Annotated in this window: 20 protein-coding genes and 1 pseudogene; 14 read left to right on the forward strand and 7 right to left on the reverse strand. The window is 69.5% G+C overall.

All coding sequences use genetic code 11. The features are described 5' to 3' along the window. Positions 1 to 21: 21 nt before the first annotated feature. Together H7F51_RS18045 and H7F51_RS18050 are read left to right on the forward strand one after the other, a co-directional pair. Positions 22 to 900 carry a LysR substrate-binding domain-containing protein gene (locus H7F51_RS18045; RefSeq protein ID WP_185665720.1) on the forward strand — a complete coding sequence of 293 codons (879 nt, stop codon included), beginning with the start codon at positions 22 to 24 and terminating at the stop codon, positions 898 to 900. 60 nt (positions 901 to 960) lie between these two features. Beyond that, positions 961 to 1,275, forward strand: coding sequence for a PilZ domain-containing protein (locus H7F51_RS18050; protein ID WP_246448692.1), 315 nt, complete (start codon positions 961 to 963; stop codon positions 1,273 to 1,275). 529 nt (positions 1,276 to 1,804) lie between these two features. Here H7F51_RS18050 and ybaK read toward each other — a convergent pair. Both ybaK and H7F51_RS18060 read right to left on the reverse strand, forming a co-directional pair. Then, positions 1,805 to 2,278, reverse strand: a complete 474-nt coding sequence (ybaK, locus tag H7F51_RS18055; protein WP_185665721.1) for a Cys-tRNA(Pro) deacylase — start codon at positions 2,276 to 2,278, stop codon at positions 1,805 to 1,807. A gap of 67 nt (positions 2,279 to 2,345) precedes the next feature. Next, positions 2,346 to 2,816: a peptidylprolyl isomerase gene (locus tag H7F51_RS18060; RefSeq protein ID WP_185665722.1), complete on the reverse strand. Its 471-nt coding sequence runs from the start codon at positions 2,814 to 2,816 to the stop codon at positions 2,346 to 2,348. A gap of 112 nt (positions 2,817 to 2,928) precedes the next feature. On the opposite strand from H7F51_RS18060, the gene mgtE reads away from it, so the two are divergent. The 3 genes from mgtE to H7F51_RS18075 all read left to right on the forward strand — a co-directional run bounded on the left by mgtE (position 2,929) and on the right by H7F51_RS18075 (position 5,966). Then, entirely contained in the window at positions 2,929 to 4,386 is a 1,458-nt protein-coding gene (mgtE, locus tag H7F51_RS18065; protein ID WP_185665723.1) for a magnesium transporter, read from the forward strand. Position 4,387: 1 nt separating this feature from the next. Continuing rightward, positions 4,388 to 4,780 carry a DUF1489 family protein gene (locus H7F51_RS18070; RefSeq protein WP_185665724.1) on the forward strand — a complete coding sequence of 131 codons (393 nt, stop codon included), beginning with the start codon at positions 4,388 to 4,390 and terminating at the stop codon, positions 4,778 to 4,780. Positions 4,781 to 4,928: 148 nt separating this feature from the next. After that, entirely contained in the window at positions 4,929 to 5,966 is a 1,038-nt protein-coding gene (locus H7F51_RS18075) for a rod shape-determining protein (protein WP_185665725.1), read from the forward strand. A gap of 36 nt (positions 5,967 to 6,002) precedes the next feature. Here H7F51_RS18075 and H7F51_RS18080 read toward each other — a convergent pair whose 3' ends face one another. The 3 genes from H7F51_RS18080 to H7F51_RS18090 are packed head-to-tail and all read right to left on the reverse strand — an operon-like array spanning position 6,003 to position 10,261. Next, positions 6,003 to 7,550 carry a DHA2 family efflux MFS transporter permease subunit gene (locus H7F51_RS18080; RefSeq protein ID WP_185665726.1) on the reverse strand — a complete coding sequence of 516 codons (1,548 nt, stop codon included), beginning with the start codon at positions 7,548 to 7,550 and terminating at the stop codon, positions 6,003 to 6,005. 16 nt (positions 7,551 to 7,566) lie between these two features. After that, on the reverse strand, positions 7,567 to 8,727 hold the full coding sequence (locus H7F51_RS18085) for an HlyD family efflux transporter periplasmic adaptor subunit (RefSeq protein WP_185665727.1): 1,161 nt from the start codon (positions 8,725 to 8,727) through the stop codon (positions 7,567 to 7,569). Further along, positions 8,720 to 10,261, reverse strand: a complete 1,542-nt coding sequence (locus tag H7F51_RS18090) for an efflux transporter outer membrane subunit (protein ID WP_185665728.1) — start codon at positions 10,259 to 10,261, stop codon at positions 8,720 to 8,722. Before H7F51_RS18090 ends, H7F51_RS18085 begins: the two co-directional genes overlap by 8 nt. A gap of 85 nt (positions 10,262 to 10,346) precedes the next feature. Here H7F51_RS18090 and H7F51_RS18095 point away from each other — a divergent pair, with 85 nt between their 5' ends. The 7 genes from H7F51_RS18095 to H7F51_RS18125 all read left to right on the forward strand — a co-directional run bounded on the left by H7F51_RS18095 (position 10,347) and on the right by H7F51_RS18125 (position 16,573). Beyond that, entirely contained in the window at positions 10,347 to 10,991 is a 645-nt protein-coding gene (locus tag H7F51_RS18095; RefSeq protein WP_185665729.1) for a TetR/AcrR family transcriptional regulator, read from the forward strand. 113 nt (positions 10,992 to 11,104) lie between these two features. Beyond that, positions 11,105 to 12,166, forward strand: a complete 1,062-nt coding sequence (gene bioB / locus H7F51_RS18100; protein ID WP_185665730.1) for a biotin synthase BioB — start codon at positions 11,105 to 11,107, stop codon at positions 12,164 to 12,166. Between the two features lies 1 nt (position 12,167). After that, on the forward strand, positions 12,168 to 13,322 hold the full coding sequence (locus H7F51_RS18105; RefSeq protein WP_185665731.1) for an aminotransferase class I/II-fold pyridoxal phosphate-dependent enzyme: 1,155 nt from the start codon (positions 12,168 to 12,170) through the stop codon (positions 13,320 to 13,322). Further along, the gene (locus H7F51_RS18110) at positions 13,319 to 13,933 is read left to right on the forward strand and encodes an alpha/beta fold hydrolase (protein WP_185665732.1); all 615 of its coding nucleotides are present in this window, start codon (positions 13,319 to 13,321) and stop codon (positions 13,931 to 13,933) included. Before H7F51_RS18105 ends, H7F51_RS18110 begins: the two co-directional genes overlap by 4 nt. Further along, positions 13,930 to 14,727: a methyltransferase gene (locus H7F51_RS18115; RefSeq protein WP_185665733.1), complete on the forward strand. Its 798-nt coding sequence runs from the start codon at positions 13,930 to 13,932 to the stop codon at positions 14,725 to 14,727. The genes H7F51_RS18110 and H7F51_RS18115 overlap by 4 nt, the downstream gene beginning before the upstream one ends. Further along, positions 14,724 to 15,353 carry a dethiobiotin synthase gene (gene bioD, locus H7F51_RS18120; protein ID WP_185665734.1) on the forward strand — a complete coding sequence of 210 codons (630 nt, stop codon included), beginning with the start codon at positions 14,724 to 14,726 and terminating at the stop codon, positions 15,351 to 15,353. The genes H7F51_RS18115 and bioD overlap by 4 nt, the downstream gene beginning before the upstream one ends. Next, on the forward strand, positions 15,350 to 16,573 hold the full coding sequence (locus H7F51_RS18125) for an adenosylmethionine--8-amino-7-oxononanoate transaminase (protein ID WP_185665735.1): 1,224 nt from the start codon (positions 15,350 to 15,352) through the stop codon (positions 16,571 to 16,573). Before bioD ends, H7F51_RS18125 begins: the two co-directional genes overlap by 4 nt. A gap of 18 nt (positions 16,574 to 16,591) precedes the next feature. Here H7F51_RS18125 and H7F51_RS18130 read toward each other — a convergent pair whose 3' ends face one another. Both H7F51_RS18130 and H7F51_RS18135 read right to left on the reverse strand, forming a co-directional pair. Beyond that, positions 16,592 to 17,428 carry a hypothetical protein gene (locus tag H7F51_RS18130; RefSeq protein ID WP_185665736.1) on the reverse strand — a complete coding sequence of 279 codons (837 nt, stop codon included), beginning with the start codon at positions 17,426 to 17,428 and terminating at the stop codon, positions 16,592 to 16,594. Further along, positions 17,425 to 18,090 (reverse strand): RNA polymerase sigma factor, encoded by a 666-nt coding sequence (locus H7F51_RS18135; protein WP_343061332.1) that lies wholly within the window; start codon positions 18,088 to 18,090, stop codon positions 17,425 to 17,427. The genes H7F51_RS18130 and H7F51_RS18135 overlap by 4 nt, the downstream gene beginning before the upstream one ends. A 333-nt stretch (positions 18,091 to 18,423) precedes the next feature. Between H7F51_RS18135 and H7F51_RS18140 the strand changes: the two genes are divergently transcribed. Together H7F51_RS18140 and H7F51_RS18145 are read left to right on the forward strand one after the other, a co-directional pair. After that, complete coding sequence (locus H7F51_RS18140; RefSeq protein WP_185665737.1) at positions 18,424 to 21,591, forward strand: autotransporter domain-containing protein; 3,168 nt, start codon at positions 18,424 to 18,426, stop codon at positions 21,589 to 21,591. 145 nt (positions 21,592 to 21,736) lie between these two features. Then, a pseudogene (locus tag H7F51_RS18145) lies at positions 21,737 to 21,963 on the forward strand (hypothetical protein); the annotation flags it as partial.

A 21,963-nucleotide genomic window follows, 5' to 3' on the forward strand; every position in this document is an offset into this window, starting at 1 on the left:
ACGGGATCCGGAATACCAGTGATGCGCCGCCTGCCGCCCCTCCGCGCGCTCGAAGCCTTTGTGCGGGTCGTCCGCCTTGGTTCCGCCAAGGCCGCCGCCAGCGAACTCGCCCTCAGCCCCTCGGCGCTCTCGCGCCGGGTCCAGGCGCTGGAGGATTTCACCGGCAAGAAGCTGTTCCTGCGCCAGCACCAGTCGATGAAGCTGACCGAGGACGGACAGGCCTTCTACGACGCCGTCAGCCCCAAGCTGGAAGAGCTGGCTGAGGCGGTGGAAAGCCAGGTCGACAACGGCCAGGTCCTTCGCCTGCACCTCGGCGTCACCTCGCTGTTCGGCGCCCAGCGCCTGTTCCCGCGCATGCCCGAGCTGCGCAAGCTCCATCCCAAGCTGCACATCGACATCGATACCGGCTCGCACCACGAGGCGCGGCTGGGCGATACGCTCGACGCGGCGATCATCCTCTCGCCCCAGCCCGATTCGGCGCTCTATTCGCTGCGACTCGACAATAACCAGGTCCATGCCATCGCCTCGGCCGCGCTGGCCGCCGAGCTTGGCCCGGTGCCCGATCAGACCAAGCTCGAAAAGCAGACCTTCCTCGTCCACACCGACCTGACCGAGAGCTTCGTGGCCTGGCAGGAGGCCGCCGGGCTCAAGGACTTCTCGCCGGTCGCGGTCGATCATTTCGATTCGGGCCAGCTGATGAAGGAAGCCGCCGCCAATGGCCTCGGCATCGCCATCATGCACACCGACGACATGATCCGCTCCGGCGACGAACGCCTCGCCCGGCTCTACGATTTCGAGGTGATGAGCCCCTACTCCTACTGGTTCGTCTGCCGCCCCCGCGCGCTCGATTCGCGCCCCGTGCGGCTGTTCCATGACTGGATCGCGCGGGCCGCGCTCTAGGCAATATCCCGTAGGTCAGGCTTGGCGAAGCCTTGGCGGGCGCCGGGGCAGAACCGGCCCATGACCCTGATCGATCCCGCCCTGTTCCGTCCCACCCCGGTCTTCCGCGCCCGCCGCAAGCGGATGCTGGTCCGCGTCCAGGTCGCGGGCGGCGAGGGCGAGATGCGCGAGGCGATGACGCGCGACATCTCGGCCACCGGCATGAGCGCCGTCGCGCGCGGCAAGGCGCCGCCCGCGGGCGAGGTGGTCGAGGTCACCCTGCCCGACGGCTCGGTGCTGTGGGGCATGGTCCGCTGGTCCGAGGCGGCGGCCTTCGGCGTGGAATTCGACCCGGCCTCGCGGCAGGGGCCGGTGGCGGGAAATCTCGCGGGCTGACCAGTGCTGCCAAACGTCTGATTTGCCGCAACCAGTCCCGAAAGCGGACTGTCCGGACGCGACAACATTGCGGACGTCCAACGGGAGTGCGATACCAGCGGCATGCTTTGGTGGGGATGGACAACAGGACAGCGCCTAGCCCTTATGGCGGCAATGTGCTGCATCGCCGCAACCCCTTGGCTCGTTATTGGCTGGGCAACGAAAGACTGGCGGGGGTTAGTCGGCGGCACAGCGTTTTTGTTCATTCCACAGATTATCGGCTGGCTGTTATACGTAGGTTTAGCGACCGGCCGCATGCCATCTGCCTATGGTCGGTCAGAATTACGAGACGGATCTCCAACGTGGTTCTGGCTAACCGCGATCGCCTACGCGGGATTAGTGTTCCTCTTCCTCTATATAATTCTGAGTGTCGTGCTTCTTGGCGACATTCCGGGATTCTAACGTCCGCTTCCCCCAAACTCCCGCCATTTGGCGAGGGCGCCTCACTCCCTGAATGCTGCCGTCCCGTAATTGGCCGCAGAATTGGCCCTCAAGCCGCGATCTCGGCCACCTTCGCCCCCAGCAGCCGCGCCGCATCGTCCGGCGCCAGTCGCACCTGAAGGCCGCGCCGGCCGCCGTTGAGGTAGATCGCCGCCAGCCCCATCGCCCCGGCATCGAGCACGGTCGGCACGGCGCGCTTCTGGGCGAAGGGGCTGATCCCGCCGACCTTGTAGCCGGTCAGCCGCTCGGCATCGGCGGGTTTCATCATCTGGGCCGACTTGCCGCCGAGCACGGCGGCGACCTTCTTCAGCGCCGCCTCGCGGTCGGAGGCGAGGATCGCGCAGGCGGGCTTGCCGTCGACCAGCACCATCAGCGTCTTGAACACTTCGCCGGGATCGGCGCCGAGCGCCTCGGCGGCCTGCAGGCCGACCCGGTCGGCCGCGGGATCATAGGCATATTCGTGCAGGGTGAAGACCGCGCCCGCCTTGTCCAGCGCGAGGGTTGCCGGGGTGCCCTTGGCCATCTTGCCGATCCTCCAAAGGAAAGGGCGCGGAAATCGCTTCCCGCGCCCTTCAATTGTTTCAAGCCGATCAGCCTTCCGAAACGGTCGCCTTGACGATCTTGCCCGGCTCGCGCGGCGGCTCGCCCTTGGGCAGGGCGTCAACGTGTTCCATGCCTTCGACCACCTGGCCCCAGACGGTGTACTGGCGGTCAAGGAAGGTCGCGTCGTCGAACACGATGAAGAACTGGCTGTTGGCCGAGTGCGGCGCCGAGGTGCGGGCCATCGAGCAAACGCCGCGCACATGCGGTTCGGCGTTGAATTCGGCCTTGAGGTCGGGCTTGGACGAGCCGCCCATGCCGGTGCCGTTGGGGCAGCCGCCCTGGGCCATGAAGCCGGGAATCACGCGGTGGAACTTCACGCCGTCGTAAAAGCCTTCGCCGGCCAGTTCCTTGATCCGCTCGACGTGGCCGGGGGCCAGGTCGGGGCGCAGCTTGATCTTCACGTCGCCGCCGGCGCCGCTGCCGGTGTCGAGGGTCAGGGTCAGGAATTCGTCGGCCATCGTACTCTCCTCGAAGGAATCTGGGGCCCATATAGGCGCGGGAGCAATAAAGTCACCCTCTGCCCGCCCGCGCCGGTTGCAATTGCGAGGAACCGCAATAGACCGGCGCGTGATGGCTGCCGATGAACGCGAAGATGCCCTGCTCACCCATGCCGACGCCCCCGTGGCGGAGGCCGAGGTCGTGCGCGCGCCCGAAGGCGGGGAATCGGACAGTCTCGACAAGGAAAATCGCCTGAAGCCCGATTTCGTCCGCCGCGTCCGCGAGGCGCTGGACCAGGGCGAGAGCGAACGCGCCTACGACCTGGTCGAACCGCTCCACCCGGCCGACATCGCCGACCTGTTCGAACTGCTCGACCCCAGCGATCGGCCCCTCCTCGCCAGCGCCATCACCGACCTGATGAGCGCCGACGTGATAGCGGAGATGAACGATCACGTCCGCGAGCTGCTGGTCGAGGACCTGCCGGCCGAGGACATCGCCGAGATCGCCGAGCAGCTCGACACCGACGACGCGGTGGCCATGTTGGAAGACCTCGACGAGGAGGACCAGCAGGCCGTCCTCGCCGAGATGGAGCCGGAAGACCGCGCCGCGATCGAAAGCGCGCTGTCCTTCCCCGAGGAATCCGCCGGCCGCCTGATGAGCCGCGATTTCGTCGCGGTGCCCGAACACATGACCGTCGGCGACCTGACCGACTATCTGCGCAAGAGCCGCGAGCTGCCCACCGAGTTCTGGGAAGTGTTCATCGTCGACGCGCGCCACCACCCGGTCGGCACCTGCCTGCTCTCGTGGATCCTGCGCGCCCCGCGCTCGGTGGCCCTCGTCGATGTGATGAAGCGCGACCAGACCCTGATCCCGGTCGGCATGGACCAGGAAGAGGTCGCCCTGCGCTTCCAGAAATACGCGCTGATCTCGGCCGCCGTGGTGGACGAGAGCGGGCGGCTGGTCGGCCAGATCACGGTCGACGACGTGGTCCACATCATCCAGGAAGAAGCGGGCGAGGACGCGCTGCTGCTTTCGGGCGCGGGCGACGGCGACATCAACGAGCCCCTGCCGCAGACCATCCGCACCCGGATGTGGTGGCTGTTCATCAACCTCGGCACGGCGATCCTTGCCAGCAGCGTGGTCGCCCTGTTCGAGGGCACGATCACCCGCCTCGTCACCCTGGCCGTGCTGATGCCGATCGTCACCGGGATGGGCGGCAATGCCGCGACCCAGACCATGACCGTGACCGTGCGCGCGCTGGCCACCAACCAGCTGACCAGTTCCAACACCTGGCGCATGATCGTGCGCGAATGGTGGATCGCCACGGCCAACGGCTGGGGCCTCGGCGCGTTGATGGCCATCGCCTGCCAGCTGATCTACCATGACTGGTGGCTGAGCTTCGTCCTGCTCCTCGCCATGATCCTCAACAGCCTCAACGCCGGCCTTTCCGGCGTGCTGATCCCGATGGGCCTCAACCGGCTGAAGATCGATCCGGCGGTGACCTCCACGGTCTTCGTGACGACCATGACCGACACGCTCGGCTTCTTCTTCTTCCTCGGCCTTGCCGACCTGTTCCGGCTGAGCGCCTGACGTGCCGCTGTCGATGACCAAGGTCGCCTACGGGGCACAGAGCCTTGAAGAAGTGCATGGCTGGTTCGCTGAACGCGGCGAGGTCGCCCGCCTCACCACCCGCTACCTGCCCAAGCGCCATGCCGAGATGATCGGCGGCTCGGTTTACTGGATCCTGAAGCACCAGCTCGTCGCCCGCTCCGAGATCCTCGGCTTCGAGGAGGCCGAGGGCGGCAAGACCGCGATCCTCATTTCGGGGCAGCTGGTCGACGTCCGCCCGAGGCCCCGCCGCGCGCACCAGGGCTGGCGCTATCTGGAAGAGGCGGACTGCCCGCCCGACCTGTCCGCGGGCGAGGACGGCGAGGTCCTGCCCGGCCACCTCGCGCACGAACTGGCCAAGCTGGGGCTCGCCTGATCGCACGCCCGATCGCCCTGTCGGCCGCGCCGATCGCTTCATCCCGCCCGAGGGGCGCCTCGCGGTTTCGTTAATCCGGCGGTCAGGCCGCAGTGAGCCTAGCCTTTTCCAGCCGTCAGGAACGACGGACAGGGGTTCACGCTAAAACATGTCATTTTTCGAGCTTTTCCAGTTCGCCGCGGCCGACCTTGCGATCGACCTCGGCACGGCCAATACCGTGGTCTACTTGCGCGACCACGGAATCGTCGTCGACGAGCCCTCGGTCGTCGCCCTCGAAACGATTAACGGGACCCAGCGGGTCCGCGCCGTCGGCGACGATGCCAAGCTGATGATGGGCAAGACGCCCGACAACGTCCGCACGATTCGCCCCTTGCGCAACGGGGTCGTGGCCGATCTCGAAGTGGCCGAGCAGATGATCAAGCACTTCATGCGCAAGGCGCAGGGTGGCAAGCGCGGCCGTTCGCCCGAAGTGGTGATCTGCGTCCCCTCCAACTCCACCCAGGTCGAGCGGCGGGCGATCCGCGATGCGGTATCCAATGCCGGCGCCCGGCAGGTCTGGTTGATCGACGAGCCGATGGCGGCCGGGATCGGCGCCGACCTGCCCGTGACCGAACCGTTCGGCTCGATGGTCGTCGACATCGGCGGCGGCACGACCGAGGTCGGCGTGATCTCGATCCAGGGCCTGACCATGAGCGCCTCGGTCCGCGTCGGCGGCGACCGGATGGACGACGCCATCACCGCCGCCGTGCGCCGCACGCACAACCTGCTGATCGGCGAGGCCACGGCCGAACGGGTGAAGAAGCAGCTCGGTTCGGCCCGCCTCCCGCGCGAGGGGCGCGGCGCAACCACGATCATCAAGGGCCGCAACGTCGCCCGCGGGGTTCCGGCCGAAATCGAGATCACCGAAGCCGAACTGGCCGAGGCCCTGGCCGAGCCGGTCAGCCAGATCGTCCACGCCGTGCGCGTCGCGCTCGAGAACACCCCGCCCGAGATCGCCGCCGACATGATCGACGGCGGCATCACCATGACCGGCGGCGGCGCCCTGCTCAAGGACATCGCCCCGGTCCTCGCCGATGCTACCGGCCTGCCGGTCAAGGTGGCCGACGATCCGATGCACTGCGTGGCGCTGGGCGCGGGGCGGGCGCTGGAAGACCTGTCCTACCGGGGCGTGCTGCATCGGGTGTGATGGGCGGCTTTGTCGCCGACAACGGCTGTCCGCGCCCTAGTGCGCCATGCCTTCCATGCCCTGCCGGGGCACCGGCTTGGGCGCCAGCCACAGCACGGCCGCGGCGAGAGCCACCGAGATGGCGGCCATGACCGAGGCATTGTTCATCGCCACGGTGATCGCCTGGGTATCGACCAGCCCGTTGATGTAGCCGCGGATCGAATCCATCCCCATCCCGAGGTTGCCCAGCGCGGTCGTGGCCTGGTCCGGGTTCAGGATATTGGCGATCTCGTTGTGCATGTCGCGCTGGCGGTTGCCCCAGTAGGTCAGGACCAGCGAGGTCGAGACCGCCACCGCGATCGTGCGCATGAAGGCCTGGAGGCCGGCGCCCGACGCGGTTTCCTCCGGGTCGACCGAGTTGAGCACCAGCGTGGTCAGCGGAATGAAGAAGAACGGCATGCCGAAGCCCTGGAGGAAGATCGGGAAGGCATAGCCCCACATCGTATCGTCCGTGGTCCAGTGCGACCGCAGCAGCGTGGTGAAGCAGATCCACAGCAGGCCGCCGCTGATCATCAGGCGCGGATCGATCTTGTTCGAGCCCGAGAGCTTGCCCGCGATCGGCGCGGTGATCAGCGCGGCCATGGCGCTGGACGCCGTGACCATGCCCGAGTTCTGGGCCGAATAGCCCATGACCGATTGCAGCCACTGCGGGATGATCACGTTGCCCGAGAAGAAGGCGCCGTAAGCCAGCGTCATCGTGAACACGCCCGAGGCGAAGCCGACGTGGCGGAACACCCTGAGGTCGACCACCGGGTGCTCCTCGGTCAGTTCCCAGATCACGAAGACCACGAAGCCGATGGCCGAGGCGATGGCCAGCAGCAGGATGGTCGGGTCGGCGAACCAGTCATGGTCGCGCCCGGTATCGAGCACGATCTGCAGGCAGCCGATCCAGAATATCAGCAGGCCAAGGCCGACCGCGTCGATCGGGGCGCGGAAGACCGGCGTCTTGACCGGGGCGAGCAGCAGGCCCGCCGCCACGCTGGCGCCGACCGCGATCGGCACGTTGATCAGGAAGATCCAGTGCCACGACCAGTTGTCCGAGATCCAGCCGCCGACGATCGGGCCCATCGCGGGCCCCAGCAGCGTGGTCATGGCCCAGACCGCCATGAACTTCGCGCGCCGCTCGGGCGGGAAGATCAGCATCATCAGGGTCTGGCTCATCGGCATCAGCGGGGCGCCGAACAGCCCCTGCCCGATCCGCGCCGCGACCAGCACGCCCAGCGTGGGCGAGAGGCCGCAGAGCAGCGAGAAGGCGCCGAACCCGAGCAGGGCCATGGTGAAGACCCGCGCCGCGCCGAACCGGGTGGCCAGCCAGCCGGTCAGCGGCACGCAAACCGCTTCGGCCACGGCATAGGAGGTGATCACCCAGGTCCCCTGGTCCAGCGAGATGCCGAGGTTGCCGGCAATATGCGGGACCGAGACGTTGGCGATGGTCAGGTCGAGCACGACCATGAAATTGCTGATCGCCAGGATGATCCCGGCGGCCCACTGCTGGCGAACCGTCAGCTGCGAGCCGGGAACCACCTGCGGGGCGGAGCTGGCCATGCCGCGTCTCCCCGCCTCAATTGGCCGAGGAGACGTCGATGTCGACCTCGGTCGACAGGCCGACGCGCAGCGGGTGAGCGGCCAGTTCCTTCGGATCGAGCGCGATCCGCACCGGCACGCGCTGGACCACCTTGATCCAGTTGCCGGTGGCGTTCTGCGCCGGGATCAGCGAGGTCGAGGCCCCGGTGCCGCCTGCGATGCCGACGACCTTGCCGTGATAGACCACGTCCGAACCGTAGAGATCGGTGGTCACCTCGACCGGCATGCCCGCACGGACCTTCTGCAGCTGGCGTTCCTTGAAATTGGCCTCGACGTAGAGCTGGCCGACCGGGACGATCGACATGATCGCGGTCCCCTGCGCGACGCGCTGGCCGACCTGCACCTTGCGGCCGGTGACGATCCCGTCGATCGGGGCGCGGATCACCGCGCGCTCGACGTCGAGCTTCGCCGCCTCGACCTTGGCCTGCGCGGCCAGAACGGCGGGATCGGTGTTGACGTTCGACCCGGCGACGAGCGCGTCGCTGGCGGCATATTGCCCCTGCGCGGCGCTGCGCCCGGCTTCGGCCTGGGCCACGACGGCGCGCGCCGAGGTGACCGCGGCGGCGGCGGCATCGCGGCCGCGCCGGGCCGTGGTCAGTTCCTCGCCGGAGACCGCGCCCGAGCCGACCAGCGCCTCGCGGCGCTGGAGATCGGTGGTCGCCTTGGCAAGATCGGCCCCGGCCGAGGCCAGCTGGGCGCGGGCGCGGGCGATGTCGGCCCCGCTGGCATTGATCTGCGCGCTCAGCGCGCCGGTCGCGGCGCGGGTCTGGAGGAAGCGGCGGCGCGCCGCGGCAAGGTCGGCCTCGGCCTGGGCGAGAGCGATCCGGGCATCGGTCGCGTCGAGCACGACCAGCACGTCGCCCTTCTTCACCGCCTGGGTATCGCTGACCCGGACTTCGACCACTTGCGCGGCCATCAGGGGCGTCACCTGCCCGACCTCGCCGTTGACATAGGCATTGTCGGTCGAGACGTTGTTGCGCCCGATCAGGTAGTAATATGCCCCCCAGGCGACGGCGCCGACCGCGACGACCATGGCCAGCCGCTGTATCCAGAGCTTGCGCTGGGCACCCCGGCGCGCGCGCAGGGCCGCTTCTTCGGCGTCGTGGGTTTCAAAATTCGCTTTGGCGGCATCAGCCATGGGTCGGGTCCTTCGGGGAATTGGCGGCGTCCGGGGCGGCGGCGGGATCGGCAAAACCCCCGCCCAGCGCCCGGATCAGCGCGATATCGGCATTGCGGACGATCGCCTCGAGCCCGGCGGCCGAGAGCTGCGCCATGCGCAGCCGGTCTTCGAGCTGGAGCACTTCGAGATAAGTGGCGAGGCCGCCCTTGTAGCGGGCATTGACCACGTCGTAGGCCTTCTGCGACCCGGCCACGGCAGCGCGGGCATCAGCAAGGCGGGCCGAGGCCATGCGCGCCGTGGTCAGGGCATCGGCCACCTGCTGGTAGCCCTGCACCACCACGCCGTCATAGGCCGCGACCGCAGCGTCATAGTCGGCGCGCGCACCGCGATACTGGGCGTTAAGAGCGCCGCCGTGGAACACCGGCAGGCTGATCGCCGGGCCGACCGAGCCATAGGTCGAATCCTTGTCGAACAGGAGGCCGAGCCCGAGCGACTGGAACCCGAACAGGGCATTGAGCTTGATCGCCGGGAAGAAGTCGGCCCGCGCCACCTTGATCCGGCTGGCGGCGGCCTCGACCCGGCCGCGCGCGGCGACGATGTCGGCCCGCCGCGCGACCAGTTCGATCGTGGCATTGTCGGGCACCGCGGGCGCGGCGGAAGGGGCGAGCGCCGGGCGGGTCAGGGCGAGCCCGCGATCCGGCCCCTTGCCGACCAGCGCGGCGATCTGGTTGCGGCGCAGGGCCAGCGCCTCGTCGGCCTGGCTCAGCGCGATCCGTGCATTTGCAACCTCGGCCTGCGAGGTGGCAACCCCGCCGCTGGTCTCCAGCCCGTTGCGCTGGCGCTGCTGGGTCAGGTCGAACGAGGCGCTGGTGATCTCGAGCTGGCGGGCGCGCACGTCGCGCTCGGCAAACAGGCGATCGAGGTCAATATAGGCCGAGGCGATCGCGGCGGCGAGCACCAGCCGCGCCTGCTGGGCATCGAGCACGGCGGCCCGCGCCTCGGAATTGGCGGCGGCATAGGCGGCGCGGTTCTTGCCCCACAGGTCAAGGTCGAAGCCGATGTTGGCCGCGACCTGCCCGGCGTCGTTCCAGCCCTGCGGCAGGAAGGCCTTGAACACGTCGGGATAGCCCATGTTGAGGCTCTGCTTGGTCTCGCTGACCCCGCCGGTCACGTCGACCTGCGGCAGCCGCGCGGCGCCGGTCTGGCGGGCCATGGCGGCCGCCTTGTCGAGCCGGGCCACGGCGGCGTGGATGTCGGGCGAACCGGCCAGCCCCTCGGCCACCAGGGCATCGAGCTGGGGATCGCCATAGGCCATCCACCAGCCATCGCCGGGCCACTGCCCCTGGGCCATGCCGGCCGGCGCGAAAGACTGCGCGGCGGCGACCTCGGCGGGCTTCAGCGGCTCGGGCCGGGCCCCGAGATCGGGAACGGGCGCGCAGCCGGCCAGCAGCGTGGCCGCCAGCGCCGGGATGAGGACGGACCGCCGGGCCAGCGCCCGAGGCGGTTTCGAGCGGGTGTCGGTGTGAGAATCGGAGAGCGACGATCTGGGCATAAAACCGTACCAAGTGGTATGAAACTGGCAAATGGGCTTGCGGCGGATGGTTGTCAATCGAAAAATCGTACTGTAGAGTACGAAAATGCAGTGCAGTTCCCCCACCAAGCCCACCGGACGGCGAGAGGCCCGCAAGGAAGAGCGGCGCGACGCCATACTTGACGTCGCCGCCCAATCGTTTCTCGAGCATGGCTACGCCGGCACCACCATGTCGGGAATTGCCGGGACGCTGGGTGGTTCCAAGGGCACGTTGTGGTCCTACTTCCCCTCGAAGGAATTGCTCTTCGCCGCCGTGCTCGACCGCGCCACCCGCGCCTTCCGCGAGGAAATCGAGGTAACCCTCAACGAGAGCGAGGACATTGCGCCTGCCCTGCGCACGATCTGCGAAAGCCTGATCGGCAAGATGTCGAGCCCGCACGGCGTGGGCCTGCACCGGCTGGTGATGGGCGAGGCCAAGCGCTTCCCCGAAATGGGCCGGATCTTCTATGAAAGCGCGCCCGAACGCACATTGAAGATCCTTGCCGCCCATTTCGAAAAGGCCATGGCCAGCGGCATCCTCGCCCCGGCCGACCCGTTCCACGCCGCGCAGTACCTTACCTCGCTGTGCACGGCGCGCTCGCACATGCGCCTGCTGACCGGGGTACTCGATGGCCTGAGCCCGGACGAGGTGCGCGAACAGGCGCACCGGGCGGTCGAGCTGTTCCTGCGCGCCTTCGCCCCCGCGGACTGACCGCCCCCGGGACCTTCCCGCCCCCCAGTCTTGCCGCACAGCCCCCCCGGTCGTACAGGAACCGCAAAGACAGCGATTCCGCCAAGGCTGGAATGACAACAGGACCCCGCCCCATGCCAACGATCGAGGCTCCCGCCCCCACCCGGGCCGAGCGCACCGCCCAGCCCGCCCCCCGCACCGACTGGACCCGCGCCGAGATCGCCGAGCTGTTCGACCTGCCCTTTACCGAGCTGGTGTTCCGCGCGGCGGAGGTGCACCGCGCCCACCACGCAGCGGGCGAGGTCCAGCTCGCCACCCTGCTCTCGATCAAGACCGGCGGCTGCCCGGAAGACTGCGGCTACTGCTCGCAGTCGGCCAGCGCGGAATCGGGGGTCAAGGCGACCAAGCTGATGGACGTGCGCGAAGTGCTCCAGAACGCCGCCCGCGCCAAGGACAACGGCTCGCAGCGCTTCTGCATGGGCGCGGCCTGGCGCAACCCCAAGGAGCGCGACATGCCCGCGATCGTCGAGATCGTGAAGGGCGTCCGGGCGCTGGGCATGGAAACCTGCATGACGCTGGGCATGCTCACGCCGTCGCAGGCCGACCAGCTCGCCGAAGCCGGGCTCGACTACTACAATCACAACATCGACACTTCGCCCGAACGCTACGGCGAGGTGATCACCACCCGCACCTTCGAGGACCGGCTGGAAACCATCGGCAATGTCCGCGCGGCCGGGATCAACGTCTGCACCGGCGGGATCGTCGGCATGGGTGAGACGCGCGAGGACCGGGTCGGCTTCATCCATGCCCTCGCCACCCTGCCGCAGCATCCGGAAAGCGTGCCGGTCAACGCACTCGTGCCGGTCAAGGGCACCGTGCTGGGCGACATGCTGGCCGATACGCCGCTCGCCAAGATCGACGATATCGAATTCGTCCGCACCGTGGCCGTCGCCCGGATCACCATGCCGCTGTCGATGGTCCGCCTCTCGGCGGGCCGCGAATCGATGAGCGAGGCGACCCAGGCCCTGTGTTTCCTCGCCGGCGCCAACTCGATCTTCACCGGCGACAAGCTGCTGACCGCGCCCAATGCCGGGGACGACAGCGACGCGGCCATGTTCAAGCGCCTTGGCCTGAAGCCGCTGGCCAGCACCGAGCCCGCCCGCCTGAACAGGGCCGGAGCGAGCATTTGCTCCTGAAGTGAACAGCTTCGACGAGCGGCTGGAGCACGCGCTGGCCAAGGTCCGCGCGCGCGGCCAGTGGCGCAGCCTGCGCGCCGCCGAGCCCGGCGCGCCCGGCCGGATCGTGCGCGATGGCCGCGAACTGATCGACTTTTCGAGCAATGACTATCTCGGCCTGGCCCGCCACCCGCTGCTGGCCGGGCGCGCGGGCGAATGGGCGGCCCGGCTCGGCGCAGGCTCCGGCGCCTCGCGCCTCGTTACCGGCACGCGCGAGGCGCACCTCGCGCTCGAAGCGAAAATCGCCGCGTTCAAGGGCACCGAGGCCGCGCTGCTCTTCGCCTCGGGCTGGCAGGCCAATGCCGCCGCCCTCCCCGCCCTGCTCGCCGCAGCGCCCGGCGCCGCCGTGTTCAGCGACCGGCTGGTCCACGCCTCGTTCCACGCCGGGCTGGCCGCCGCGCGCCAGCACCGCTTCCGCCACAACGACCTTGCCCATCTCGAACAATTGCTCGATTCGCGCGGCCGCGACGCTCCCGCCCGGCTGATCCTCGTCGAGAGCGTCTATTCGATGGACGGCGACCGCGCCGACCTCGCCGCGCTGGCGGACATCGCCCGGCGCCGCGATGCCTTCCTCTTCGTCGACGAGGCCCATGCCACCGGCGTCCTTGGCCCGCAGGGCAAGGGGCTTTCCGCCGGAATCGCCGGGATCGACTGCGTGATGGGCACCTTCTCCAAGGCGCTCGGTTCGTTCGGGGCTTACGTGGCGGGCTCGCGCCGGCTGTGCGACTGGCTGGTCAACGCCTGCTCGGGCTTCATCTTCACCACGGCCCCGCCGCCCGCCGTGCTCGGCGCGATCGATGCCGCGCTCGACCTCGTGCCGACGATGGACACCGAGCGCGCCCACCTCGCCGCCCTGGCCGAACGCCTGCGCACGGGCCTTGCCGCGCAGGGCTATGACAGCCTCGGTTCGACCACCCAGATCGTCCCCGCGCTGGTCGGGGCCGAGGATGATGCGCTCGCGCTCAGCGCCCGCCTCGCCGAGGCCGGCCTGCTCGCCGCCGCGATCCGCCCGCCGACCGTGCCCGCCGGGACCAGCCGCCTGCGCCTCGCGCTCAGCGCTGCCCACGGCGCGGGCGATATCGACGTGCTTCTGGCGGCGCTCGGAACCCGGGCATGATCGTCACCTTTCACCACGGCTGGGGGTTCGACGCCTCGCTCTGGCAGCGCGTCCTGCCGCTGCTGGCGGATCTCGACTGCCGTGCCGACGATCGCGGCTACTTCGCGGAGCCTCGCGAAGTGCCGCGCGGCGCCGTCGCCGTCTGCCATTCCTTCGGCACCCTGCGCGCGCTGGCAGCCCCGCCCTCGCGCGCCATCGTTGCGATCAACGGCTTCGATTGCTTCACCGCCCGGGGCGATTTTCCCGGCGTCCCCGCCCGGCTGACCCAGCGCATGGCCGCCCGCTTCGCCAGCGCCCCCGAGGCTGTCTTGTCCGACTTTCGCGCCCGCTGCGCCGCGCCGCCGCCCCCGCCGATCCGCGATGAAGAATGCCTGCGCGCCGACCTCGCCGCGCTGGGCGAGAGCGACCTGCGCCGCGCCGTCACGCTCCCGGTCGAAGCGCTGCACGCCGCCGACGATCCGATCGTGCCGAGCGCCATGCAGGCCGCGCTGTTCGCTCGCGCCCCCGCCCTCGCGGCGACCACGCTCGCCGCGGGCGGCCACCTCCTCCCGCTGACCGCGCCCGAAGCCTGCGCCAAGGCCATCCGCCGCGCCGTGGAGGCCCTCGCATGAATCCCCCCGCCCACGAGACGGGACGCCGCGAAAGGATCGGTTCGGCCTTCGCCGCCGCGACCGCCTACGACGCCAATGCCCGCATTCAGGCCGATGCCGCCCGCGCCCTCGCTGCCCGGATCGCCGCGCTGCCGCTGTGCCCCGGCCCCCGCATGCTCGAACTCGGCTGCGGCACCGGCTTCCTGACCGCCGCACTGGTCGGCACCGGTTTCACCGGGCAGGCCCTCGTCACCGACCTTGCCCCCGCCATGATCGAGCGCGCCCGCGCCCGGATCGGTGATAGGCCGGGCGTGACCTTCGCCCCGCTCGACGGCGAACACGGCGCCATGCCCGGCGAGGGCCCGTTCGACCTGATCGCCGCCAGCCTTGCTGCGCAGTGGTTCGACGATCTCCCCGCCGCCCTTGCCCGCCTGTCGGGCTGGCTGCGCCCCGGCGGCTGGCTGGCCCTGACCACTCTGACCGAGGGCACGTTCGCCGAATGGCGCGCGGCGCACGAAGCGCTCGGCCTCCGCTCCGGCACCCCGGCCTATCCCTCGGCGCAGGCGCTCGCCGCCATGCTTCCGGGCGCCGAACTCACGCTAGAACCGGTCAGCGAAGTCCATGTCGACGCCCGCGACTTCCTCCGCGCGGTCAAGGCGATCGGCGCGGGCACGCCCGCCCCCGGCCACCGTCCGCTCGGCCCCGGGCCCTTGCGCGCGGTGATGCGCCGCTTCGAGCGGGACGGCGCGCGCGCCACCTACCAGATCGCCACCCTGCTGTGGCAAAGGCCCCCCATGAGCACCTTGGCCCCATGAGCACGATCATCGTCACCGGCACCGACACGGGCGTGGGCAAGACCGTCTTTGCCGCCGCGCTCACCCATGCACTTGGCGCGCGCTACTGGAAGCCGGTCCAGGCCGGGCCGGACGAGGATGGCGGCTCCGACACGCAGAAAGTCGCCCGCCTCGCCGGTCTCGCCCCCGAACGGGTCCATCCCGAGGCCTACCGCCTCGCCAGCCCGCTCTCCCCCCACCGCGCGGCCGAGATCGACGGGGTGGAGATCGACCCCGCCCGCCTCGCCCTCCCGCCGGGTGCAGGCCCGCTGGTGGTCGAGGCCGCGGGCGGGCTCCTCGTCCCGCTGACCCGCTCGCTGCTCTATGCCGATCTCATGGCCCGCTGGACCGCCCCGGTGGTCCTCGTCGCCCGCACTTCGCTCGGCACGATCAATCACAGCCTGCTCTCGCTCGAAGCCCTGCGCGCCCGCGCGATTCCCGTTCTCGGCGTGGCCTTCGTCGGCGCGGCGAACGAGGACAACGAGGCGACCATCGCCGAAATGGGCCGGGTAAAGCGCCTCGGCCGCCTGCCGCTGCTCGGCGAGCTGACGCCGGACAGCCTCGCCGCCGCTTTCGCCGCCAACTTCAGCGCCGGAGACTTCCAATGAGTTCACCGGTCTGGCACCCCTTCACCCAGCACGGCCTTGGCGAGCCGATCCCGCTGATCGCCGGCGCCGAGGGCGCCATGCTCCACGGCGCCGACGGCCGCAGCTGGATCGACGCGATTTCCTCGTGGTGGGTGACGACTCACGGCCACTGCCATCCGAAAATCATGGCCGCCATCGCGGAGCAGGCGCAGCGGCTCGACCAGCTGATCTTCGCCGGCTGGACTCACCAGCCCGCCGAGGACCTCGCCGCCGAACTGGTGCGGATCATGCCCGAGAACCTGACCCGGGTGTTCTTCTCCGATTCGGGCTCGACCAGCGTGGAGGTCGCGCTCAAGATGGCGCTCGGCTACTGGGCGCATCGGGGCGAGGCGCGCCACAAGATCGTGGTGATGGAACATTCCTACCACGGCGACACCATCGGGGCGATGTCGGTCGGCCAGCGCGGGGTGTTCAACGCGCCCTATGCTCCGCTGCTGTTCGACGTCGTGCCGGTGCCCTTCCCCGCACCGGGCCGCGAGCAGGCCACTTACGACGCCTTGCACACCGCTTGCAGGACCGGTGCGGCGGCCTTCATCGTCGAGCCGCTGGTGCTCGGCGCGGGCGGCATGCTGGTCTATTCCCCTAGCGTTCTCAAACAGATGCGCGAAATCTGCGCGGCCCACGGCGTGCTTTTCATCGCCGACGAGGTGATGACCGCCTGGGGCCGCACCGGCACGCTCCTCGCTTGCGAGCAGGCCGGGGTCTCCCCGGATATCCTGTGTCTTTCCAAGGGCTTGACCGGCGGCGCCATACCGCTCGCCGTCACCATGGCCAGCGAACCGGTCTACGCCGCCCACCTTTCCCACGACCGGGCGAAAATGTTCTTCCATTCAAGCAGTTACACCGCAAACCCGCTCGCCTGCGCGGCGGCCAATGCCAACCTCGCGATCTGGCGCGAAGAACCCGTCCCGGCCCGCATCGCCATGCTTGCCCAGCGCCAGAAGGCGCGGCTCAACGCCCTGAAAAACATCGACAATCCGCGCACCTGCGGAACCATCGCCGCCTGCGACCTGCCTGGCGGCGAAGGCTATCTCGCCTCTATCGCCCCGCGCCTGATGGCCCATGCCCGCGAAGCCGGCGTCCTGCTCCGCCCGCTCGGCAATACGGTCTATGTCATGCCGCCCTATTGCATCGACGATGAGGCACTCGACCGCGTCTATGCCGTGATTGCAAGCATCTGAAACAGTAGCGAAATTGCCTCAGCGGTCGGCAGGGGTGACCGCGATCGAGGTGGCGCGCAGGCCCATCGCCGGGACCGGGCTCACGCCGGGCAGCGGCGCCGTTTCACGCCGGGCCTCGCGCGCTTCGCGGCGGGTGGCCCGACGCTCGACCTCGGCCGCCTCGGCCGGGGAAAGCTGCGGGATCGGCGGCTCGGCAGCCTCGGGGTTGAGCGAATTGCTGGCCAGTTCGGGCGCGGCGCTGCTGCTCGGCGCGGGCGGCGGCGCGCCCGGATCGATCGCCACGGGCACGGCATCAACCTTGCCCAGCGCGAGGACCGGCGTGGCGGCCGGGGTTCGCCGCGCGGTGAGGTGCGCATCGGCCGGAAGGACCGGCGCGGGGGCCGCCGCCAGTTCCGGCGCGGCAAGCGGGGCAGTAGCGACAGGATCGGCGACGGCCACGGCGGGAGCCGCCGTTTCCGCCGCGCCCGGAGCCTGCCAGCCCTGGGCCGAAACGAGGAACACCGCGGCCAGCGAAGCGGCGGCGGCGGCAAGTCCGCCCAGCCCGACCGGCACGGCAAAGCGCCGCCAGCGCGCCGCGCCTGAATTCAGGGGAGCCTGTGCGTGCAGCGCGGTGACACTCGCGGCGCCAGCCGTGACCGCCGCTTCCACGGCGATCGGCACCTCAGCGGGCGGCGGGATATCCGGCTCGGCCGGAAGCTGCGGCAATTGCGGCACCGCGGCGATGATCCGCGCGGCCAGCCCCTCGGGCACGGCAACGCGGTGCGCACCGAGCAGGCGATCGAGGGCGGCGGCTTCTGCCGGGTCTTCCCACAGGTTTTCCACAGACCCGTCCACCGAGGAAGTCCGCCCGCTCATGCCGCGCGCTCCCCGACCACGGCCGAATCGCCGCACAGGGCCACGTCACGCGCGCCGACCTGCCGGGCCACCAGCAGATCGCGCATCTGGCGACGCGCCCTGAACAACAGTGATTCCAAAGCCTTCAGGTTAAGCTCCAGCACATCGGCGGCGGCCTGATTGGACAGACCCTCGTAATAACACAGGACCAAGGCGGCCCGATAGCGTTCGGGCAGATCGGCCAGCGCCCCGGCCACTTCGCGGCACGTGTCGCCGGCTGCGATCAGGTCGTCGGCCAGCGGCGCCTCGTCCACCTGCTCGGGCAGTTCGGCGGCGGGTGCGACGATTCGCAGACGCCGATGCCGGTCGAAACAGAGGTTGACCGCCGTGCGATAGAGCCAGCCGATCGGCCCGGCCCCGCTCGAGCGCCAGCGCGGCGCCTGCTGCCAGAGCCGGGTGAAGCATTCCTGCACCACGTCCTCGGCATCGTGGGCATCGCCCAGCATGCGCAGCGCGACCCGGTAAAGCGTGGAGGAGTGGCGCTCGACCAGCAGGGCGAAAGCGCCCGCCTCGCCCGCCCCGACCCGCTCCATCAACGCGGTATCGCTCGGCAGGCCGGACGGCGCGGCGCAGCGGTTCAGCCCGGCAGGAGCGCTGTCCTGGACCTCGCCTTGGCCGATCACGAAACCTCCGGGGAAATGGGGCAAGAAATGGGGCAGCCACGGGGCGCGAGAGGGCGCCGCCGGACCCGGTTTTTCGGCGCCGCAACCTGAACCGAAGCTGTATCCGTCCCCATTCGCAACTTGCGACAAATTGCGACAAGTTACGGCGAAGGGTCCCGCCGGGAGCGCCGTTTGTCAGGCCGAGGCGAAGTTCCCCGACCTCAGCCCCCGGGGAATGTCCTCGCAACAGAAGCGCGGCGGCCAAACGGCCTTTCGCGTGCGTGCGTAAACCTGAAGGTCCGGCTCCCATGTCCCCGGGAGCCGGACCCTTTTCGCGGGATTGCCAGGACACCCATGAACCGAAATCACCTGACCGCCGCCCTTTCCTCTGCAGCCCTCGCGCCGCTCGCCCTCGCGCTCGCCGCCAGCCCTGCCCAGGCCGCGACCACGGTCAGCACCGCGACCACGACCCCGCTGCTCACCGCCAGCGCCGGAGACGTCACCGTGGCCAGCGCCGGCACGATCACCGTTTCGAGCGGCACGGCGGTGACCGTCAATTCCGCCAATGCGGTGACGATCAATTCCGGCGGCACCCTCGCGGTCGGCAGCGCCGACAATGCCACCGGCATCGCGGTCAGCCCCGGGGTTGCCAGCACGGTCGGCAATGACGGCACGATCACCGTGCTCGAGACCTATTCCGCGACCGACACCAACAGCAACGGCATCGCCGCCGTGCCGATCGCCCTGGCGACCGGCCGCGCGGGCATCCTGATCGGTGCCGGCGCCTCGGGCTCGGTCGAGAACAGCGGCACGATCACGATCGACGGTCTCAATTCCTACGGCATCAACCTCGCCGGGACCTATACCGGCAATCTCACCAACACCGGCACGATCTACGTGAAGGGCGACAACAGCGTCGGCATCGCGACCCAGGCCGTGACCGGCGCCATCGACATCGGCGGCGGGGTAACCGTGGTGGGCCAGGGCGCCCAGGCCGTCACCATCGGCGGCGATGTCAACGGGTCGTTCCAGATCAGCGGCGCGGTGTCGCAGGCCTCGTCCTACACCACCGATGCCAGCGCCACGCAAACCCTCTCGCGCAGCGCGCTCGGGGTCGGGGCCGCCGCGGTCGAGATAGGCGGCAATGTCACGGGCGGCATCAAGGTCTATGCCTATTGCTCGCCAACCACGGTCGGCGGCGTGGCCTCGTGCACCTCGACCGGCACGGACACGACCAGCGGCTCGATCGCCGGGGTCGGCAATGGCGCGGCCCTGCTGATCGGCGGGGCGACCAACACGACCATCGGGGCCACCACCTCGAACGACGGCAATTCCTACTCGCTGGTGGTCGACGGGGCGATCTCGGCCAACTCGGTCTACTCGCGGAGCGACGCCTACGGCGTGGTGATCGGCGGCCAGGGCGGCAATGTCACGCTGACCAACGGCATTGGCGTGACCGGCTCGATCAGCGCCACGACCGCTGACTCGGCGGCCACGGCCCTGCTCATCAACGCCGGCTCGACGGTGACCTCCCTGACCAACAGCGGGACGATCTCGGCCACGATCAGCTCGCCCGGAGTGGGCGAGTCCTACGCGATCCGCGACCTTTCGGGCACGCTGACCTCCATCGTCAACCACGGTGCGATCACCGTCAACGGCACCAGCGAGGACACCACCGCCGCGATCGACCTCTCGCACAACACGAGCGGGGTGACCGTCACCCAGTCGCTCACCGCCTACGAGCAGGCCGAGCAGGCCGCGGAGCAGGCCGCGGCGGGCTACAGTGCCAGTTCCGCGATCGACTATGCGAAGATCACCGGCGACATCCTGACCGGCAGCGGCAACGACACCATCGCCATCAACACCGGCCTGGTCACCGGCAGCGCCTATACCGGCGCGGGCGACGACACGATCCAGATCGGCAACGATGCCGAATGGAACGGCGACCTCCACCTCGGCACCGGCACCGGCACGATCACCGTCAGCGGCACCGCGCAATACACCGGGGGGCTCTACCTCGAAGACCAGCCGGTCAGCCTTGCCCTCTCGGGCACGGCGACGGCTCTGCTCTCGGCCACCTCGGGCACCTCGCAGCTCGGCGTCACGGTCGGCAGCGGCGCCACCTTCGGCGCCTCCAAGGTGGTCAACCTCACCGTCGGCACGCTCAACGTGGCCTCGGGCGGCACGTTCAAGGCCTATATCGACGGCTCGACCGGCACCAGCTCGCTCGTCTCGGCCACTTCCGCGACCTTTGCCAGCGGCTCCAAGATCTCGGCCTCGATCTCCTCGCTGGAAAGCGCGGCGGGCACTTACCACGTGCTCAGCGCCGCGACCCTGTCCGGCAGCCCGACCTTCGATTCGGCTTCGACCGAACTGCCGGTGCTGTTCTCCGGCTCGGTCAGCAACACCGGCAACGATCTCTACCTCACCATCACCCGCAAGACGGCGGCCGATCTCGGCCTGACCCGGGCGCAGGGCGCGGCCTACGATGCGATCTACAATGCCGCCGTTGCCGATACCGCGCTGGGCACCAGCCTGCTCGAAGTGACCGACGTCGCCGGGCTGCAGGCGCAGATGGACGGCCTGCTCCCGGACCATGCCGGCGCCGTGTTCGATTTCGTGACCCGTTCCTCGCGGCTCACCACCCGCCACCTGACCGACGACAGCTCGCTGTACGACTTCAGCGACGTCGGCGCCTGGCTCGAGCCGGTGATGTTCGGCGCGGCCAAGGCGGCCACCGGAACCATGGGCTGGTCGAGCCATGGCTTCGGCCTGTCGGGCGGGCTCGAGCGCAAGACCGGGATCGGCTACATCGGCTTCTCCGGCAGCTGGGTCTCGGGCACGATCCACGATGGATCGACCGACGACATCAAGGCCAACAATTACGAGCTGGCGGGCTTCTGGCGTCTCAGCAAGGGGCCGTTCTACGCCTTCGCGAAGGTTGCCGCGGACCGCATCTCGCTCTCCTCGGTGCGCACCTTCACCGGCGCGATCAGCTCGACCGCCTTCACCTACACCGCGGACGGCAAGTGGGCCGGCTGGGCGGTTTCGGGCACGGCGGGGGCATCCTACAAGCTCCAGATGCCGGGCAACTTCAGCCTCAAGCCGATGGCGACCTTCGATGCCTATCGCCTGAGCGAGCACGGCTACAACGAAGCGGGCACGGCCGCGATGATCCTCGGCGTTGCCGGACGCACCAGCTCGGTCACGACGGCCACGACCACGCTGACCGCCGCGTGGAGCGCGGGCCGCGCCACCCGCGACGACCGTCCGCTGACGATCGAGGTCGAGGCCGGGCGCCGCTCGGTCCTGTCCGGCAACCTCGGCACGACCACGGCCAGCTTCCTGACCACGGGCGACCAGTTCTCGATCACGCCGGACGCGATCAAGGGCGGCTGGGTTGGCGAGGCGCGGGTCCTGCTCGGCGGGTTCGACTATACCTGGCAGCTCTCCGCCGGGGCCGAGCAGACCCAGGGCAAGACCGACTACACCGCGCGGGCGAGCCTCTCGATCGCGCTCTGAGCCCTACTCTCCCGGGCCAAAAAGGAAGGCGCCGCAGCGATGCGGCGCCTTCTTCGCGTCTGACTCCAGATATTTTTACGATATATCTTGACGTATTCCGATATAGGTCTATCTAGAGCCCATGAGAAACATCAAGGACTCCACGATGAGAATGAAACGACACTTCCGCGATGGCGCGGACTTTGGCCGCGAGGGCGGACCGGACGACCGCTTCGGCGGTGGCCGTGGCCGCGAACGCGCGATCTTCGGGCGCGGCGGCGGACGGGGCGGCCCGGGACGCGGCTTCGGCCGTGACCCGGCCGACGATCTTGCCGGCGGACGCGGACGGCACGGCCGGCGCGGTGGCCCCGGCGGCGGCGCGGGCGGCGGCGG

It is taken from the genome of Novosphingobium flavum, assembly GCF_014230315.1.
Lineage (GTDB): Bacteria > Pseudomonadota > Alphaproteobacteria > Sphingomonadales > Sphingomonadaceae > Novosphingobium > Novosphingobium flavum.

Excerpts from the sequence above, each read along its gene's own strand:
- H7F51_RS18095 (WP_185665729.1), top strand. The coding sequence starts at position 10,347 with ATGCAGTGCAGTTCCCCCACCAAGCCCACCGGACGGCGAGAGGCCCGC.
- H7F51_RS18090 (WP_185665728.1), bottom strand. The coding sequence starts at position 10,261 with ATGCCCAGATCGTCGCTCTCCGATTCTCACACCGACACCCGCTCGAAA.
- H7F51_RS18045 (WP_185665720.1), top strand. The coding sequence starts at position 22 with ATGCGCCGCCTGCCGCCCCTCCGCGCGCTCGAAGCCTTTGTGCGGGTC.
- mgtE (WP_185665723.1), top strand. The coding sequence starts at position 2,929 with ATGGCTGCCGATGAACGCGAAGATGCCCTGCTCACCCATGCCGACGCC.
- H7F51_RS18085 (WP_185665727.1), bottom strand. The coding sequence starts at position 8,727 with ATGGCTGATGCCGCCAAAGCGAATTTTGAAACCCACGACGCCGAAGAA.
- H7F51_RS18130 (WP_185665736.1), bottom strand. The coding sequence starts at position 17,428 with ATGAGCGGGCGGACTTCCTCGGTGGACGGGTCTGTGGAAAACCTGTGG.
- ybaK (WP_185665721.1), bottom strand. The coding sequence starts at position 2,278 with ATGGCCAAGGGCACCCCGGCAACCCTCGCGCTGGACAAGGCGGGCGCG.
- H7F51_RS18050 (WP_246448692.1), top strand. The coding sequence starts at position 961 with ATGACCCTGATCGATCCCGCCCTGTTCCGTCCCACCCCGGTCTTCCGC.
- H7F51_RS18125 (WP_185665735.1), top strand. The coding sequence starts at position 15,350 with ATGAGTTCACCGGTCTGGCACCCCTTCACCCAGCACGGCCTTGGCGAG.
- H7F51_RS18140 (WP_185665737.1), top strand. The coding sequence starts at position 18,424 with ATGAACCGAAATCACCTGACCGCCGCCCTTTCCTCTGCAGCCCTCGCG.
- H7F51_RS18060 (WP_185665722.1), bottom strand. The coding sequence starts at position 2,816 with ATGGCCGACGAATTCCTGACCCTGACCCTCGACACCGGCAGCGGCGCC.
- bioB (WP_185665730.1), top strand. The coding sequence starts at position 11,105 with ATGCCAACGATCGAGGCTCCCGCCCCCACCCGGGCCGAGCGCACCGCC.
- H7F51_RS18080 (WP_185665726.1), bottom strand. The coding sequence starts at position 7,550 with ATGGCCAGCTCCGCCCCGCAGGTGGTTCCCGGCTCGCAGCTGACGGTT.
- H7F51_RS18115 (WP_185665733.1), top strand. The coding sequence starts at position 13,930 with ATGAATCCCCCCGCCCACGAGACGGGACGCCGCGAAAGGATCGGTTCG.
- H7F51_RS18110 (WP_185665732.1), top strand. The coding sequence starts at position 13,319 with ATGATCGTCACCTTTCACCACGGCTGGGGGTTCGACGCCTCGCTCTGG.
- bioD (WP_185665734.1), top strand. The coding sequence starts at position 14,724 with ATGAGCACGATCATCGTCACCGGCACCGACACGGGCGTGGGCAAGACC.
- H7F51_RS18075 (WP_185665725.1), top strand. The coding sequence starts at position 4,929 with ATGTCATTTTTCGAGCTTTTCCAGTTCGCCGCGGCCGACCTTGCGATC.